The organism is Paenibacillus taiwanensis DSM 18679 (assembly GCF_000425125.1).
Taxonomy (GTDB): Bacteria; Bacillota; Bacilli; order Paenibacillales; family Paenibacillaceae; genus Paenibacillus_B; species Paenibacillus_B taiwanensis.
The window spans coordinates 18,902-36,044 of sequence record NZ_AULE01000023.1; the positions used below are offsets into that span (position 1 = coordinate 18,902).

The window sequence follows — 17,143 nt, forward strand, 5'->3', positions numbered from 1 at the left end:
AGGGATTTTTTCATGTGTAAGCGTCATATTTATGGTACGATAAGAAGATAAGCGCCGACCATAATTGGCGAATTGTTCCACGTGAAACAAGACGTAAGTCTACTGTGGTTTGTTTATATTTACCAGTGTAATATCATTTTTTTTGTAATCGTTAAATAAAGCAAATGATAGACATAAGAGAGTAGGATACGATGTTAGTTGAATACAATTGACTTCGGAATCGAGACCGATTCTATATCCGAAAGCTAATCAACTTAAGTTGATCGGGGCTAAATGAGGACAGGTACATAAGTTTTTATGACACTAGTTACCAGAAGGCAGGAAAAAGGCAAGCGACTAGAGAATAATTATGTATCGAGGCATGCTTGCATGAAATCATTCAGCATGATGTTTGCATGGAGAAGATAGATGTCTCTTTTTAATGAGATAAAAGTTCTTCCTGTCACAACGCAACTTGTGTTGCTTCGTAATGGGTACTCTCCGAGGAAAACTGTCAACGTCTCGATGTTCACTTAGAATGAAAGGTCATCCTTGACAACTCATTTGACTTGCCTGGCATTACTATGAAGTTAGGTGGTATGACTTACAGATGAAAGAACAATTGTCCCGGTTATTTGGTTTTGCGGATCGTCCGGCACAGGATGAGGTCAAGCAGCTCCCTGTTGATGAGATCGTTATGAGTCCCTATCAGCCACGCACCGTATTTGATGATGATCGGATTGAGGAATTAGCCCAGACGATAAAGACGCATGGTGTCATTCAACCTATCGTTGTTCGCCAACGTAATGGCAAATATGAAATAATAGCAGGTGAGCGCCGATATCGTGCGGTGATGAAGCTTGGTATGGACACTATTCCAGGCATTATCCGTGAAATTAACGATTCGCAGGCGGCATCAATTGCGCTTATTGAAAATTTGCAGCGTGAAGGGCTAACGTCTATTGAAGAAGCGATCGCCTACCAAAAGCTAATTGACTTGCATGACCTGACGCAGGAAAGTTTAGCGCAGCGTCTCGGTAAGAGCCAATCGACGATTGCAAACAAAATTCGTCTGTTGCAACTGCCCGATGAAGTGAAACAGGCGCTGATGGAACGTAAGGTGACGGAACGGCACGCAAGGGCATTACTCGGGCTGGAAACGCAAGCGCTGCAACTAAAGCTGCTGGAGGAAATTATTTCGAAAGAGCTTAACGTAAAACAAACGGAAGCAAGAGTTGCATTTTATAAAGAAGTATCTAAATCCAAAAAATCCAAACGTGTATCCTTTACTAAGGATGTTCGTCTGGCTTTAAACACAATTCGCCAATCTATAGATATGGTATCCGGTTCAGGGTTAGCCATTAAGACGGATGAACGGGATCATGAAGATCATTATGAGATTGTTATTCGTATTCCGAAACGATAAAGAGGCGAAAGTGCTCAAACAGCTAAGTAAGTCCTCACAGATGTGCTTTGCCGGTGAAAGAAGCGGCTTCTTATGCCGCTCTTTTTTTCGAACAGTTTCAAATAGCGTGTATGCGGATACAAAGTGTTACGTCAAAGTGGAAGAAGGTTGCTTGAGGATAAAATAATTCCTTGAAATGTTTAGAATGAGCAAGGTTAAGCAGCGAAGAGCAGCCAGATGGACAAGTAGAAAGGGCATTGGGGTGAATAGGAATGGCCAAAGTAATTGCCATTACCAACCAAAAAGGCGGAGTAGGAAAGACAACAACAACCGTCAATTTGGGTGCAGGCTTAGCATTAGTTGGTAAACGAGTACTGCTTGTGGATATCGATCCTCAAGGAAATACAACAAGTGGCGTTGGTGTAAACAAAGCTGATGTGACAAATTGTATTTATGATGTCATCATTAATGATATTCATCCACAAGAAGCCATTAAGAAAACCGATATCGAAAATCTTCATATCATTCCGGCCACCATTCAATTGGCAGGTGCTGAGATTGAGTTGGTGCCAACGATATCACGTGAAGTTAGGTTAAAGAAGTCCCTTCAGCTTGTTGCGCATCAGTATGACTATATATTGATTGATTGCCCGCCATCGTTAGGTATTTTGACGATTAACTCGTTAACGGCTGCTCATTCGGTCATTATTCCCATTCAATGTGAATATTACGCGCTCGAAGGGTTGAGTCAGCTGCTAAATACAGTTCGGTTGGTGCAGAAGCATCTAAATACTGCTTTGCAAATTGAGGGTGTATTACTAACGATGTTGGATGCCCGTACGAATTTGGGTATACAGGTGATCGAAGAAGTGAAGAAATACTTTCAACAAAAGGTGTATCAAACCATTATTCCGCGGAATATTCGGTTGAGTGAAGCACCGTCGCACGGTCAATCGATTATGACTTACGATCCCAAATCGAAAGGTGCAGAGGTGTACCTGGAACTTGCGAAGGAAGTGGTTTCATATGAGTAAACGTTTAGGGCGTGGACTAGATGCACTTATTCCATCGCTAGCTGTTCAAGATGATGATAAGGTCATTGAAATTCCGCTCAAACAAATAAGGCCTAATCCATATCAACCGCGCAAACATTTTGACGATACATCTATTCAAGAATTAGCTGAATCCATTAAACAACATGGCGTTATACAGCCCATTATTGTACGTAGTGTGTTAAAAGGTCATGAAATTATAGCGGGCGAACGAAGATTTCGTGCCTCTCAATTGCTTGGCTTGGAGCATATCCCTGCTGTTGTTCGTAACTTTTCAGATGAGCAAGCAATGGAAATTGCTCTTATTGAAAATTTGCAGCGAGAGAACCTGAATGCGATTGAGCTTGCACAGGCATATCAGAATTTAATGGATCAGTTGTCGATGACGCAAGAGGAATTATCTGTAAAAGTAGGTAAGTCACGATCACACATTGCGAACTTTTTAAGATTGTTGCAGCTTCCAGATGAAGTAAAAGATTATGTTTCACGTGGAACACTATCGATGGGACATGCTAGAGCTATTGTTGGAGTGAAAGATACGGTAATCGTAAAACAGTTGGCAAAATCAACCATAGAGCAAGAGTGGAGTGTCCGGCAGTTAGAAGAAGCAATTCAATTGCTGCACCGAAAAGGCAAAGCAGGAGAGAAGAAGAAATCGATTAGCAAAGATCCTTATTTGGATCAGCTAGAGGAATCGTTACGGGAACAATTCCGTACAACGGTTAAAATTAAATCCAGCAAAAACAAAGGTAAAATCGAAATTTCTTATTTCAGTCAGCAGGATTTGGAGCGTTTGTTAGAACTGCTTCAATCGGTAGCTAAATAACCTAATGTATAAAAGCTTGAAGAGCACTCTAATAAAAGATTAGCAAGCTTGGTTGTCATCCGTTGTGAGAAGGATTAAACTAAGAATGCTAATCTTTTTCTTGTTTTAAATAATGGAATATTATAGGTGAAATATTGAAAGAGTCCTGTACTGTACTATGTAAAATTAAGTGCTTAATGTACACAATAAAACGTAATTTTATTACATTGTTTTAACCACGTATGTATACCCTGTAAGTTAATATATAGTCAAAATAATTAAAATAGTCAAAGCATGACGACCACATTTCTATTCTGACCCGCAAAATGTTCAATTTTGAATGTAGAGTCATGAAACGTCCATCATTCGTAAACGTTAATCATAAGCATAACGTCATAAGGGGGAAGTATCGCAATGGGGCAGCAACGTTCCGTTATATATATGGACCACGCGGCTACTTCTTGGCCGAAGCCTGCTGCTGTTCAGGAAGCAATCGTTAAAGCGATGCTGGAGGAAGGTGCTAATCCAGGCCGGGGAGGCCACCAGATGGCCGTACAAGCCGGAAAACGTCTCATGCGAGCACGAATGGCGTTAGCCAAGTTGTTTGGAGTAGCAAATCCAACTGACATCGCATTTACACTTAATGCAACGATGGCTTTAAACATGGCTATTCATGGTTATGTAAGAGAGGGAGATCATGTAGTAGCTACAGCTGTTGAGCACAATTCGGTACGTCGGCCGCTCGAATGGTTGAACATTCATCGTAATGTTCGTGTTACTTATGTGGATACAGATGCGTATGGTAACTTGAATTTGGACCAATTACAAGCAGCGGTGACGAAGCAAACCAGATTGGTCGTATGTAATCATAGCTCCAATTTGCTGGGCTCCATATTACCCATTGAGGAGATAGCGATGATTGCACATAAGAAAGGTGCCAAATTGCTTGTTGATGGCGCACAATCTGCTGGACTGCTCCCTATTGACGTTCGTAAGATGGGAATTGATATGCTGGCTTTCCCAGGACACAAAGGGCTGCTTGGGCCAACAGGAACAGGGGGATTGTATATCGATCCTGAACTGGACGTACAGCCTATCATTCAAGGGGGTACAGGCAGTCATTCTGAAGAACCGCTACAGCCTACAACTAGACCTGATCGATATGAAGCGGGAACACCAAATACGATGGGAATTGCAGGGTTAGAGGCAGGTGTAAACACCGTGCTGCATGAAACAGTTGAGAAACTTTATAATAAAGAATGGGCACTGGCGCAGCGATTAATGGCAGGCCTTCAATCCATTGATACATTACATGTTTTAGGACCGCAGCTAGGTGAGCCACGTACAGGCATAGTATCATTTATTTCATCGACTATGGATAGCGCCGAATTTGCCTTTCGATTGGATCGGGAGTATGGGGTTGCTGTTAGGGCGGGATATCACTGTACGCCGCTAGCACATCAAGCAGCAGGGACCATCGCAACTGGTGCCGTACGTGTCAGTCTAGGTTGGAATACGACCGATGACGAGATCGATACGGTGATAGCTGCAATACAGAATATAACAGAACACTCGATAAGGCAGGAGAGCGAACATTAATGAATGAAACGTTAAATCAGGGATTGCCGGTGATGGTATTGGCAACGGCAGTGCTATGCATCATTTTATTTATTATGGTTATGGTTCAAGGATCTAGGCTGAAGAAGCTGCGCCGCAGTTATGAAGGTGTCATGAACGGCAAAGACGTAAATGATTTGGAATCCGTATTAACGCAAATACATCTCGATATGGAGAGCATGCAAACACGTACAGAAGAACATTCAGAAAAGCTCCAAATGTTGCAGGCTAAGCTTCGCAAGCATACAGGGCACGTTGCAATCCATCGATACAATGCATTTGGAGAACATGGAAATGATCTCAGCTTTTCGATTGCGCTTATTGATGATGAGCGAGATGGTCTTGTATTTACGGGTATTCATGGCCGCGAGCATACGTATGTTTATGCCAAACCTCTTGAAAAAGGCCAATCCGCTTATGCCTTATCACCAGAAGAGAAACAGGCGGTTGAAGTTGCAGCTAGTCGTCAACTGAGATAAGCAGTAACTAAACAGAGCATTTAACCCTAATCCTAATGCGATGCTGATGGATGAGCGCGCAGCAGGGAGTAGTGTAGAGAGTCAGCAATCATTTCTGCCATACTCATAACAAGATGAAGTCGTGTATTTTGTAGTACAAAGTACTCCATGAAGCCTCCGATGTTGACGATGCCAGTAATGTGCATGTCACCGACCGGAGGCAATTGTTTATTTACACCGGCGCCAGGGCGAACAGGTCCGGATTGGACTTGAATGTGGCCTACGCTGCTGCTTTGGCCAAGACATGCGTCAATAGCAATAATAAAGCTATTCGGATGTTCAAGATGTAACTGATCAAGTGTATCTTGAAGATTCATTGCATGAACGGGATGGGAAAGTGTACCTAGTGTTGCGTATTGATTGCTGCTATATTTCATCAGTCGACTGCCTACTAATGGACCTAAGCAATCACCCGTAGAACGATCGGTGCCTATACATATGACAGTTACAGGTTGATGATGGGCACGAAGGCGAAGATGATCGGTGCACGCTTGCACGATGGATTGCTGTGCGTTTGGCTTGTCATGTGCAATTTTAGCGGCAACAGGATCTGGATTAGATAGTGGACGAAATAAGGGAAAATTCATGGGTAGGAGCCTCCGTTTCTATGAATGGTAGTATTTAGTATATGGATGAGAGGCATGTTTTATACTTGTAGTTGACATGAAATCACGTGATTTCATTGCTGGAAAAGGATTAACTCTACAAATCTTGCAGCAGTGGGAGGAGGAAGCTAAAGTGTCAGCTAAAGAGTGGCTTGTGATGGCATTTGATTCGACACAGCAGGCATTACGTGCAGAAATGCTTATGGAGTTTATGGACATGGACGTGGATACTTTTCCGACACCTAAGCAGATCACAGCAGGATGTGCATTATCTATACGTTTTCCAGCTGCAATACTAGCGGATGTTACAAAACTGATAACGACAGAAAGTGTGGTCATACGAGGCATATTTGAATCGGCGGGAGAAGAGTATGTTTGCGTATGGCCTGAAGATGGGGGAATAGAAGAATGAGATCTTATTTACAAGCAGCACCAGGAGAGACTGAGGAAAGTATTAAACAAACCTTAAATGTATTTGAAAAATGGAAGGACACAACATTTAACTGGTTAACGGACAGTGCGACATGGGAAGTGTTGCTTATCAATACAGTGAAGATATTGCTTATTGTGTTGCTAACACGTATTGCAATCAAAGTTGTGCATCGTATGATTAACCATGCGATGTCGGCGAAGGAGCAGAGCCGCGTAACCGTTAACCCGCGACGGTTGGTTACCGTGGGCAAGCTGCTCAAAAATGTAACATCGCTAGCCATGAACTTTATAATGATTATGTTTATTTTATCTGTGTTCCATATTAATTTGGCTCCTCTATTGGCAGGGGCGGGGGTCATCGGCCTTGCGATTGGTTTTGGCGCACAAAGCCTTGTCAAAGATGTTATGACAGGATTTTTTATCATTTTTGAAGATCAGTTTGCTGTTGGCGACGTCATTAAAGTAGGTCAGTTCCAAGGTACGGTTGAGATGATTGGATTGCGATCGACTCGTATTCACAGTTGGACAGGCGAGGTATTTATTATTCCAAATGGAAATATTACCGATGTGACTAATTTCTCTTTAAATAATTCGATAGCGGTAGTTGATATTTCGATTGCTTACGAGGAAAATATAGAGAAAGCAACGGAAGTCATGAAAAATACATTGGCGGATATGCCTGAACGTGATGACAACGTCGTAAACGTACCGCAAGTTCTAGGTGTGCAGCAGCTCGGCGCCTCAGAGATAGTGATCCGAATTATTACGGAATGCCGGCCATCAACTCAAGCTTCTGTTGCTCGTCATATTAATAAGGAGCTTAAAAAGGCACTGGATGAGCACGGAATTGAAATTCCATATCCACGTGTCGTGACATTACATAGACAAGATCAGGGAGGAATCAACTATGGAGCGTAAAGAGTTTGGGCTTGGTGATATTGTTCAAATGAAGAAGCCTCATCCATGCGGGACGAATGAAATGGAAATTATCCGTATGGGAATGGACATTCGAATTAAATGTGTGGGCTGCAAGCATAGTGTGATGATTCCCCGAGCTAAGTTTGAAAAAAGCATGAAAAAGGTGCTCCAAGCAGCGCCTCGTGAGTCTATGAAAGACGATACTAATCTTATTTAATAAATGTAATATTCATACATAAGCGGACAGGATGCAGTAATGATTATTTATCTGTTTAAATATTTGGAGGCGGATAAAGAAAATGCCGGTTATTTTCCATAATAAGTGACTAGGCTATTGCATCCTGCCTGTTCATATGATACAATCACTTATGCTGTGGAAAGGTACCCAAGAGGCCCAAGGGGGTTGACTCGAAATCAACTAGGCGTCGCGAGGCGTGCGTGGGTTCGAATCCCACCCTTTCCGCCACCATTAAGTTACGCGCAGTATTCCTGTTAATTGGATGTAGTGCGACACGAAAGCTGTTCGAGATACAGCTTGATAATGACTATATAAGTATTTACGATACTCCTGACGTTTATATATGCGTTTTGGGGTATTTTTGCATTATTTAGGTTCATGTATTTAAGTTAATGGTAATCACCGTTGACCTCTTAATACATGTACGAATGTACGAACGTCACTACAAGCATAATGACGTATACTAAATCAAATAGACGTATAATTTCACGTATGATAAGATATAAATAGAAGAGGAGCCGTGCTGGAAACACGACTCCTGCAGTAGCCGCTTAAAGAGCGGTCGGCTGCAAACATTCGGCTGAAGAAATAGACCGATCCTTTGCCGGGGGCGGTCTATTTGCGTTTGAACGACAGAATCGCAATGATTAACGTTCCGAATGTTAACATCAACGTTAATGCTTCGTATACTGTCACGCGCATCACCTCCCTTCCGAGAGGCTAGCTAACCGCCCTTATAAGCCTTCTACCGTATGGTAATTATATCCTATTTATAAACTTGCGTAAACGATTACAATACCAGATATGAATGCGGAACAAAAATTAAATGTTATTTTGACGGTATTAGTCACTGCAACCGGCTTGTACCACTCGTAACCGCTGCTCCTTCCCGTGCATATTCATAATTATGGGCTGACCTATATGTTATGCATGTCGGGAGGATTACAATGATGGCTAACGTTTATTTTCTAATTGCAGGGCTGCTGCTCGCGTTTGTGTCTAATACGGTTGGTGATGGATGGATAGCTCATGTACTGATTTATCCGGCTGCTTCGTGCTTGTTGCTGTCACTCTTATTATCGATGCCGGTGTTTAAAGAACTGTTAAATAATAAGGAGACGCATAAGAGGGCTGTACAGATCGCCGTAACTGCGGTGGCGACCTTGATTAGTTATCAGTTCACCATTATTTGTGCAGTAGATGGTGAGTGGAATTTGGCTGTAGCGGGTAGTTTGCTATTTCTAGGAGTGGGAGCACAATTGATCCGACTTTTATCGAGACCAAAGTTAAAATGATCATAAATGAAGAGACCTTATTTGCATAAGGTCTCTTCCTGGTGACGGTGCTTTATTTGGACTAATTCGAATACTTCAGTTCTGATTGCTTGGAACATGCATGGTATTTAGCCACACTTGCTTTGTGTTTAGGACTTAATAGTCTTTAGCACAACCCCTCGCTTCTCTTCATTGTTGTATAAGACAAGCCTGCTCTGGTTCAACTGCTCCATTGTTCAATGGAACCACACCTCGCTTCGCACCGTCAGTAATTATTATGACCACCATTCGAATTAATATACATCATCATTTACAAAAAATTAATGAACCAAGGCATGGGACTTCTTTTTCCACTTGCGATCCTTATTTGTAGTATCCGGAAACTTCTCACCTTTGGCTAACTTGATTTGCTTCGGATTTTGAATCTCCGTATGAAAGCTTGCTTCGCCAACCTCCATGTAGATGCCATCGTTAGGAGCTCGATCGCCTGGATTATATTCGGTACGTTCACCCATTGTACTTCCTCCATTCATCATTATTGTTGAGGCACTCCGTATTATGCGACTGAACAAGAAATTCGATAAGTGGAAATGTAATTTTACAATGGTTAGAACGGTTATAATTAGGGAATTACAGTTCACTTGCATAAAGCAGATCAGCTGAGAAACGGTAGTCATGGAAACGAGCTTCCAGTTGCGTTAATCGCCCGTTTTTGTTATATTAATTTAGTGCGAGTTTAACTGACTCGTACTCCTTGTTCCTGGCGCAAGTCCAGGGGCCAAAGTCCATAAGGAGGTGAAATATATGCGCAAGTACGAATTGATGTACATCATTCGTCCGGACATCGAGCAAGAAGCTGTACAAGCTGCTGTCGAAAAATTCCAGGGCGTCATCTCTAACGGCGGTGAAATTACGAAGCACGATGTAATGGGTAAACGCCGTCTTGCGTACGAGATCAAGAAATTCCGTGATGGTGTCTATGTGTTGGTTAACTTCACAGCAGAACCTGCAGTTGTAGCGGAATTGGATCGTCAGTTGAAGATTTCTGACGATGTTATCCGTCATCTCGTCGTAAACGATGTGGCTTAATGCCAACCATGAATCTTGCCTGATTCGTAAACAAGCTGTTGAAGGAGGGATACGATGTTAAATCGCGTCATTTTGATTGGTCGTCTGACAAGAGACCCTGAATTACGCTACACGCCTGCGGGTGTTGCGGTAACGCAATTTACCATTGCAGTAGATCGACCGTTTTCTAGTCAAGGCGGCGAACGTGAAGCGGACTTTATTCCTGTCGTCACTTGGCGGCAGTTAGCAGAGACGTGTGCAAATTATTTGCGTAAAGGTCGGCTAACCGCGGTAGAAGGACGCATTCAAGTACGTAATTATGAGAATAACGAAGGTAAACGTGTATACGTAACGGAAGTTATTGCTGATAATGTACGTTTCTTGGAATCCAATCGCGATAGCGGTGGTTCTCGCAGTGATGATATGGGTGGAGGTTATAGCGCACCAGCGCCTAACCAACAGCAACAGCAATACTCCCAGCCACGCAGCGGTAACAATTCCAGCTATAATCGCGGTCCATCAGCGGATCCATTCTCCGACGACGGCAAACCGATCGACATATCGGATGATGATTTGCCATTCTAAGATGCTGTTAAGCATCTGGAGCGGAATTTTAAGAAAAGGAGTTGGACAGAATGAGCTTTAAGCAAAATGATGGCGGCGAACGCGGCGAACGTAAATTCGGCGGACGTCGTGGCCGTAACAAGCGCCGTAAAGTGTGCTTCTTTACTGCTAACAAGATCAAACACATCGATTATAAAGATATCGACCTGTTGAAGAAATTCATCAGCGAGCGCGGCAAAATCTTGCCACGTCGTGTAACAGGTACAAGTGCAAAGTACCAACGTGCGTTGACAATCGCAATCAAGCGTTCCCGTCAAGTAGCGTTGTTGCCATACACTACGGAGTAGTTTTTACTCCTACACAAGAGACTGTTTTCTCGTCATCTCGTATGACAGAAGGCAGTCTCTTTGTGTTATATTGCCCGCTATAACAAGTAACCACTCCAATTACCCATTTATTTTATTTGTAGTTAAATTTTAAATATACATCTGGTTAATAAAGCCATAAAGTTGTTATATTTGTCTTTAATTAAGGATAAATTTGTCAGTTTATTTCAATTTTTCATTCCATTTTCTGAAAATATTAATGTGGAGACAATTTGGTATTTTATTTTTTGCTGTCTACCTAGTAAAATAGACATATTGTTCTGCTAGTACATGCATGTATGAAATGTCATATGTGCACATATCTATGCAAAATGAATGTGCTGTATACGCACCTCAATAGTCATTCTTTACAATACCGCTCAGACAGATAAAATGCGGCGGGCATGCTCATCCTACACGTTAATGGAGGAGGATGCACCATGTTGGAGGAGTGGCTCGCGGTTGCAGGACGAACTTGGTTGGCGATGGCCGTGTTATTTATAATGACAAAACTGCTTGGCAAGCGGCAGGTATCGCAGTTGTCCTTATTCGAGTATATGACGGGATTAACAATTGGCGGTCTGGTCGTATATATTTCTTTAAACACGGATGGCCAATGGGTTCTAGGGGTTTTATCTTTATTGGTATGGGTATTCACGTTGCTTGGCATCGAATGGCTACAGCTAAAGAACAAGCGGTTTCGTGACATGGTGCACAGCAGCGGGACAGTATTAATCCAGAATGGTCGTATTCTGGAACAAAACATGCGTAAAGAACGTCTGACGATTGATGAAATGATGACGCAGTTACGCAATCGTAATGCTTTTCACTTGGCTGACGTGGAGTTTGCCATTATGGAACCAAGTGGTGAAATTAATGTGCTGTTAAAAAGGGAACATCAGCCGATAACGTTAAGGCATTTCCATAAGGAGCTACTAGTCGAGCACGAGCCAGTCATCGTGCTGATGGACGGATCCATTTTGGAGCAGGAGCTGTATCGTATCGGCAAGGATGCATCGTGGTTGCGGATGGAGTTATATAAACGGGGCTTGCACGAACACGATGTATTTATTGTTGAGGTCAATTCTAACTTTCAATTATTTATTGATTTATTTAATCAACCGAAAAGGCTCAAGCGTACACATCGAATGAAATAAACAGTTGTGATCGACTCAGATCACTCGGTGTGCGAAAGAATTATAAATCGAGCTGAAGTCAATTGGGATAGTAACGGGATGGATTCAATAATCTCAGGGGAAGAAGTGGAACAAGTGGAAAAAATGGAAAAGCGAAAAAAGAAAAAAGGTAAAAATACGGCAAGAAAATGGTGGATTATATTAGGTGTCGTACTTCTCGTTGGACTAAGCGGTTTTATTTTCCGGAAGCAACTAGCTATCTTTGCATTTGATGTATTTTTATCCGGATCAGTAGAAGATAAGTTGTCAGATTCTTATAAGCCAATTAAAGGGAAGCCTGAAATAACTCGAGAAATAACAGAGCCATTTTCTGCTCTTCTTCTTGGTGTCGATCAGCGGGATCATGAAATTGGACGTTCCGATACGATTATTTTCTCGGTTGTGCGTCCGAAGGACAACAAAGTATTGTTAGTCTCTATACCACGTGATACGTATACTGAGATTATAGGACACGGGTCGTCAGACAAGATCAACCATGCCTATGCTTTCGGAAGTGCTAATAAGGAAATTGGCGGTCCGAAAATGAGTATGGATACGGTTGGAAATTTGCTAGACCATGAAATTAACCATTATGCAACGATTAACTTTGAAGGACTAAAAGACGTAGTTGATGCTGTGGGCGGCGTGAAGCTGCCGATTAAAGAGGATATCGTTAATAAGGCAGCGGAGCATGAGAAATTCCGTATAGAAGCAAATAAGCCTATCTACAATGGTCAAGAAGCACTTTACTTTGTACGTTATCGAGAGGATTCAGACATGAATCGAACGGAGCGCCATCGTATTTTCTTGAAGGCGATCATGGATCGGGCTATCGAGATGGATCAGATTACGAAAATTCCAAGCCTAATGGACATTATGGGCAAAAACTTTACGACAGATATGAGACCACGTTATATGATCGATCTGGCGAAGCAGATGTTCCAAATGGACGGGGCGCCGACTATTAATAGTTATATGCTGCATGGAGAAGGCAAGCGTATTGATGGCTTGTGGTACTATCTTCCGAATGAAGAAGATCTAACCTACATTAAAAGTTTAATTACGAATTGGATGGACCCAAAGACAGAGTCAACCCAGTTGATGATACCACGCAAGATGAAAGAAGAATAAGGACTAAGTTTACAGGTCAGTCGCAGCTATTGCGGCTGACTTTTGTTTTTAAACCTCAAAATGTGTTAATTTAAGGGTAGGGAAAAGTAAAATAGGTTCGGCTTATGAATTGAGGAGGAGAACGAAGGAATGAACATTGCTTTTTTCTTACTGCCTAAAGTTGAAGTTGTTTGCGTAAGCGATCAAGCTACACTGCGGCAAACACTTGAGCGTATGGAGTATCATCGTTATACGGCAGTGCCGATCATTAATGATCAAGGGGAATACGTAGGTACGGTCACAGAAGGCGATTTGCTCTGGCATATGAAGAACTCTAACGGTGAGATCTCATTTGAAAATGCAGCTAAGTTTACGTTAAAGGATGTACAATTAAATATGAGAATTCAATCCGTAAGGATTGATTCCAACATGGAAGATCTGATCAATCTGGCCAAAGTACAGAACTTTGTCCCTGTAGTTGACGATCGGAACCGTTTTATCGGAATTGTGAGACGAAGCCAAATCATTGAATATTGCGAGCAGTACGTGATGAAGGCTATAGACACGCACTAATTATGTTATAATGAAGAATAATGCAAGTTCGGAAGAACACCAGCTTGAGGACGCAGATTCTTATTTTTCAGCGCTGGATGAACATTTACGCAAGAGGTGAACATATTGAATAAACGTTGGGCATCATTGGCATGGGCGGTTGCTGCGCTTATGCTGCTGCTTTCAATCGGCAACCAGGTACAAATATTGACGATGAGCTTCATTGCGGTTCCATTCGTTATTTTGTTTACGACGCTCTCTGTGAGAGCTTTTGTTATGCATGTGGCGCCGCTGCTAGTTATCGCCTTTTTGTTATTTGGCCAGCTCGGATCGATTGTGGTGCTGACATCGTTCTACTTTATTATTCCTGCTATCGTTATGGGCTACATGTTCAAACGTAAAAGGCCAGGTTGGAACGTATTTAGCGCAGGAACATTAACATTTCTCGTGGAATCTTTAGTGCTGCTCGCGGTTGCAACACTTGTGATGAAGTTTAATTTGAATGACTTTCTAACGTCACAAATGAATGCAAGCTTGCAGACACTTAAAGACACAGCTGTTATTTCGTCTGAGTGGACGGCGGATATGACAGATACGTTTATAAGAACAATTAGTTCTATGATACCAGTTATGTTAATTATGAGTGCGTTGTATATGGGGACGATTACATATGCTATCAGTCGGAGATTGTTGACAGCTCAAGGCGTTGAAGTGAACAAGATGAAATCGATTAAGCATTGGATGCTTCCGAAATCATTTCTGTTATACTACTTGGTCACTCTTATTCTGGAATTAGTTTTAACGAAGAACACAGGCAGCTTTATCAATATCATTCTATTGAATTTATTGCCATTGTTGCAGCTTGCGTTTATTGTGCAAGGCATCTCTTTCCTGTTCTTCTTAAGCGATGCTAAAGGATGGAACAAGACAATTCCGGTAATATTGACAATTGTGATGCTTTTTGTGCCATTTCTGCATGTGCTTGTACGTTATGTGGGGCTTTTCGATCTGGCATTTCCACTGCGAAAAATGGTATTTAAACCAAAACAATAGGGTGAGCAGATATGCCAAAATTGTGGTTCCAGCGATGGTATGCAAGAAATACAAGCTGGGCGCTTGTATTTATGCTTGTGCTTACAGTTGTTGTAGCTTTTTACAACTTAATATTAGGCATTTTAGCTATGGTCGGACTCATTGCGCTGTTTGTGACGAGCTTGATGGCCGAGCGTAATTTCCGTGACGAGGTGGAAGCCTATTTAGCTACGCTTGGGCATCGGATCAAGCATGCGACAGATGACGCGATTATAGAACTGCCTTATGGGATTTTGTTATACAATGAACAGAACATCGTCGAATGGACCAACCGATATGTGAGCGGGATGGTCGACAAGGACAGCCTAATTGGGGAGAAGGTCAATGACCTCTTCCCTCAGTTGCTTACGGGCAAGGAAAAGGACGGCATAATAGAACTTGAACTGGACGAACGGATGATTCAAGCACAAATTATATCGGATGAACGTTTAATCTATTTTACCGATATTTCGGAGATCGCAGCGTTGCGAAAGCGTTATGATGAAGAGCGGATGGCTGTTGGTATCGTTGTGCTTGATAACCTAGAGGAATCCACTCAGGGACTTGACGATCAGCAGCGTTCGGCCCTGTTGTCCCGTGTGACGGGTCATTTAACCGAGTGGGCGGCTGAGAACGGCGTGTTAATGAAACGCTTATCATCTGAACGGCAGTTTATGGTGATGGATATGCAGACGTTAAAGCTGCTGGAACAGACCCGATTTGTTATTCTCGACGAAGTCCGAGAGATGAAGGTTGACAATAAGCTGCCAGTCACGCTAAGCATGGGCTTTGCTGCTGGTGCTGAAACGATTATGGAGCTTGGACAGCTGGCGCAATCGAGTTTGGACATTGCACTTGGGCGCGGCGGTGATCAAGTAGCCGTCCGTGTCGGTCAACGGTTGTCGTTCTACGGGGGTAAGTCCAATGCTGTTGAGAAGCGTACACGTGTGCGAGCCCGTGTAATCGCCCATGCACTCCGTGATTTTATTCAGCAAAGCGATTGTGTCATCATTATGGGGCATCGTATACCGGATACGGATGCGATTGGAGCTGCCATTGGCGTACTTAACGCATGTCGTATGCTAGGTGTAGAGGCGTACATTGTGCTTGAAGAGAGCAATCCATCTATTGACCGCTTAGTGGCGATGTTAAAGAAGGATGAATTGTTATGGTCCCGATTTATTTCACATAACGAGGCGCTTGAAATGTCAAGTGAAGACAGCCTTGTAGTCGTAGTAGATACCCATAAAGCATCTATGGTTGAAGAGCCTCGTCTTTTACAAACGACCAATCGGATCGTATTAATCGATCACCATCGTAGGGGCGAGGAATTCATTTCAGATGCGGTACTAATTTATTTGGAGCCATATGCGTCGTCTGCCTGCGAACTCGTGACGGAGCTGCTGCAATACATTCACAACAAGTTAAGTTTAAGTGTGCTTGAAGCAACTTGCTTGCTTGCAGGCATGACAGTGGATACGAAGCATTTTACGTTGCGAACAGGCTCGCGAACGTTTGATGCGGCCAGCTTCTTGCGACGTCATGGAGCGGATACCTCGTTAATTCAGAAGATGCTTAAAGAAGACTTGAGTGAATATGTTCAGAAAGCAGAAGTTATTCGCCATACGGAAATGGTTTATGAGCACATAGCGATTGCAGTCACAGAGCCGGAGCGCAAATTTTCACAGTTGCTCATCGCTCAGGTTGCTGATACGCTGTTAAATATGACGGGCGTACTTGCTTCATTTGTCATTAGTGAACGGCCAGATGGTTTTATTGGTATTAGTGCGCGTTCGCTCGGCCAGATGAATGTTCAATTGGTTATGGAGCGATTGGGCGGAGGCGGGCATTTAACAAATGCGGCCGCACAGTTAACCAGCACGCTGAAAGAGGCCGAAGCTAAGCTTAAGCAGGTGCTCGCAGAAATTGATGCAGAAGAGGGGTTGTTCGAATGAAAGTCATCTTGCTGCAAGATGTCAAAGGACAAGGTAAAAAAGGACAAATAAAAGAAGTTTCTGAAGGGTACGCTTCCAACTTTTTATTTCCACGCAACTTGGCGCGTCCAGCGACCGACGGCAATCTGAAAACGCTCGAACAGCAAGATAAAGCTGAATTGAAGCGTAAAGAGCAAGAGAAAGCAGATGCAGAAGCGTTAGCTGCAACGTTAGGTGAAACGACAATCGAAGTGAAGACCAAAGCAGGCGAAGGTGGACGATTGTTTGGAGCGGTTACGACTAAACAAATTGCAGAGGCACTGGCTAAAGTCAATTTGAAGCTTGATAAGCGCAAGATTGAGCTGCAAGAGCCTATCCGTTCGCTCGGGTATACGAATGTAAGCATTAAGCTTCATCCAGAGGTTCGTGCGACGGTTAAGGTCCATGTAACGGAGGAATAA

The 17,143-nt window shown here is 42.8% G+C and carries 21 protein-coding genes and 1 tRNA gene; 19 read left to right on the plus strand and 3 right to left on the minus strand.

The window, feature by feature from the left end; all coding sequences use genetic code 11:
* Positions 1-589: 589 nt before the first annotated feature.
* The 5 genes from noc to H509_RS0102285 all read left to right on the plus strand — a co-directional run bounded on the left by noc (position 590) and on the right by H509_RS0102285 (position 5,337).
* Positions 590-1,405 (plus strand): nucleoid occlusion protein, encoded by an 816-nt coding sequence (noc, locus tag H509_RS0102265; protein WP_028543638.1) that lies wholly within the window; start codon positions 590-592, stop codon positions 1,403-1,405.
* A 251-nt stretch (positions 1,406-1,656) separates the two neighbouring features.
* The gene (locus H509_RS0102270; RefSeq protein WP_028543639.1) at positions 1,657-2,418 is read left to right on the plus strand and encodes a ParA family protein; all 762 of its coding nucleotides are present in this window, start codon (positions 1,657-1,659) and stop codon (positions 2,416-2,418) included.
* On the plus strand, positions 2,411-3,262 hold the full coding sequence (locus tag H509_RS0102275) for a ParB/RepB/Spo0J family partition protein (protein WP_028543640.1): 852 nt from the start codon (positions 2,411-2,413) through the stop codon (positions 3,260-3,262). The genes H509_RS0102270 and H509_RS0102275 overlap by 8 nt, the downstream gene beginning before the upstream one ends.
* 393 nt (positions 3,263-3,655) lie before the next feature.
* On the plus strand, positions 3,656-4,840 hold the full coding sequence (locus H509_RS24025; protein ID WP_036695934.1) for an aminotransferase class V-fold PLP-dependent enzyme: 1,185 nt from the start codon (positions 3,656-3,658) through the stop codon (positions 4,838-4,840).
* Complete coding sequence (locus tag H509_RS0102285) at positions 4,840-5,337, plus strand: DUF4446 family protein (RefSeq protein ID WP_028543641.1); 498 nt, start codon at positions 4,840-4,842, stop codon at positions 5,335-5,337. Before H509_RS24025 ends, H509_RS0102285 begins: the two co-directional genes overlap by 1 nt.
* Before the next feature lie 32 nt (positions 5,338-5,369).
* On the opposite strand, the gene yyaC is transcribed toward H509_RS0102285, so the two are convergent.
* Positions 5,370-5,963 carry a spore protease YyaC gene (gene yyaC / locus H509_RS0102290; RefSeq protein WP_028543642.1) on the minus strand — a complete coding sequence of 198 codons (594 nt, stop codon included), beginning with the start codon at positions 5,961-5,963 and terminating at the stop codon, positions 5,370-5,372.
* A gap of 175 nt (positions 5,964-6,138) precedes the next feature.
* Here yyaC and H509_RS0102295 point away from each other — a divergent pair, with 175 nt between their 5' ends.
* From H509_RS0102295 to H509_RS0102310, 4 genes are all read left to right on the plus strand, one after another.
* Positions 6,139-6,393, plus strand: a complete 255-nt coding sequence (locus H509_RS0102295) for a putative Se/S carrier protein (protein WP_036696073.1) — start codon at positions 6,139-6,141, stop codon at positions 6,391-6,393.
* Positions 6,390-7,331, plus strand: a complete 942-nt coding sequence (locus tag H509_RS0102300; protein WP_028543644.1) for a mechanosensitive ion channel family protein — start codon at positions 6,390-6,392, stop codon at positions 7,329-7,331. Before H509_RS0102295 ends, H509_RS0102300 begins: the two co-directional genes overlap by 4 nt.
* A complete protein-coding gene (locus tag H509_RS0102305; protein ID WP_028543645.1) occupies positions 7,321-7,548 on the plus strand; it encodes a DUF951 domain-containing protein in 228 nt (75 codons plus the stop codon). Before H509_RS0102300 ends, H509_RS0102305 begins: the two co-directional genes overlap by 11 nt.
* A 158-nt stretch (positions 7,549-7,706) precedes the next feature.
* Positions 7,707-7,797: transfer RNA gene (locus H509_RS0102310), tRNA-Ser, on the plus strand.
* A gap of 387 nt (positions 7,798-8,184) precedes the next feature.
* On the opposite strand, the gene H509_RS28720 is transcribed toward H509_RS0102310, so the two are convergent.
* A complete protein-coding gene (locus H509_RS28720) occupies positions 8,185-8,271 on the minus strand; it encodes a putative holin-like toxin (protein WP_425414217.1) in 87 nt (28 codons plus the stop codon).
* A 248-nt stretch (positions 8,272-8,519) separates the two neighbouring features.
* Between H509_RS28720 and H509_RS0102320 the strand changes: the two genes are divergently transcribed.
* Complete coding sequence (locus H509_RS0102320) at positions 8,520-8,864, plus strand: hypothetical protein (RefSeq protein ID WP_157277414.1); 345 nt, start codon at positions 8,520-8,522, stop codon at positions 8,862-8,864.
* Positions 8,865-9,163: 299 nt separating this feature from the next.
* On the opposite strand, the gene H509_RS0102325 is transcribed toward H509_RS0102320, so the two are convergent.
* Positions 9,164-9,358, minus strand: a complete 195-nt coding sequence (locus tag H509_RS0102325; RefSeq protein WP_028543647.1) for a YjzC family protein — start codon at positions 9,356-9,358, stop codon at positions 9,164-9,166.
* A gap of 289 nt (positions 9,359-9,647) precedes the next feature.
* Between H509_RS0102325 and rpsF the strand changes: the two genes are divergently transcribed.
* The 9 genes from rpsF to rplI all read left to right on the plus strand — a co-directional run bounded on the left by rpsF (position 9,648) and on the right by rplI (position 17,143).
* The gene (rpsF, locus tag H509_RS0102330; protein WP_028543648.1) at positions 9,648-9,932 is read left to right on the plus strand and encodes a 30S ribosomal protein S6; all 285 of its coding nucleotides are present in this window, start codon (positions 9,648-9,650) and stop codon (positions 9,930-9,932) included.
* 54 nt (positions 9,933-9,986) lie between these two features.
* Complete coding sequence (ssb, locus tag H509_RS0102335) at positions 9,987-10,496, plus strand: single-stranded DNA-binding protein (RefSeq protein ID WP_028543649.1); 510 nt, start codon at positions 9,987-9,989, stop codon at positions 10,494-10,496.
* Between the two features lie 50 nt (positions 10,497-10,546).
* Complete coding sequence (gene rpsR, locus H509_RS0102340) at positions 10,547-10,822, plus strand: 30S ribosomal protein S18 (protein WP_028543650.1); 276 nt, start codon at positions 10,547-10,549, stop codon at positions 10,820-10,822.
* 458 nt (positions 10,823-11,280) lie between these two features.
* Positions 11,281-11,997, plus strand: coding sequence for a DUF421 domain-containing protein (locus tag H509_RS24030; protein WP_051286766.1), 717 nt, complete (start codon positions 11,281-11,283; stop codon positions 11,995-11,997).
* Positions 11,998-12,075: 78 nt separating this feature from the next.
* The gene (locus H509_RS0102350) at positions 12,076-13,146 is read left to right on the plus strand and encodes an LCP family protein (protein ID WP_342663629.1); all 1,071 of its coding nucleotides are present in this window, start codon (positions 12,076-12,078) and stop codon (positions 13,144-13,146) included.
* Positions 13,147-13,275: 129 nt separating this feature from the next.
* Entirely contained in the window at positions 13,276-13,698 is a 423-nt protein-coding gene (locus H509_RS0102355; protein ID WP_028543652.1) for a CBS domain-containing protein, read from the plus strand.
* Positions 13,699-13,794: 96 nt separating this feature from the next.
* The gene (locus H509_RS0102360) at positions 13,795-14,730 is read left to right on the plus strand and encodes a DUF2232 domain-containing protein (protein ID WP_028543653.1); all 936 of its coding nucleotides are present in this window, start codon (positions 13,795-13,797) and stop codon (positions 14,728-14,730) included.
* 11 nt (positions 14,731-14,741) lie between these two features.
* Positions 14,742-16,703: a DHH family phosphoesterase gene (locus H509_RS0102365; RefSeq protein ID WP_028543654.1), complete on the plus strand. Its 1,962-nt coding sequence runs from the start codon at positions 14,742-14,744 to the stop codon at positions 16,701-16,703.
* Positions 16,700-17,143: a 50S ribosomal protein L9 gene (gene rplI, locus H509_RS0102370; RefSeq protein ID WP_028543655.1), complete on the plus strand. Its 444-nt coding sequence runs from the start codon at positions 16,700-16,702 to the stop codon at positions 17,141-17,143. Before H509_RS0102365 ends, rplI begins: the two co-directional genes overlap by 4 nt.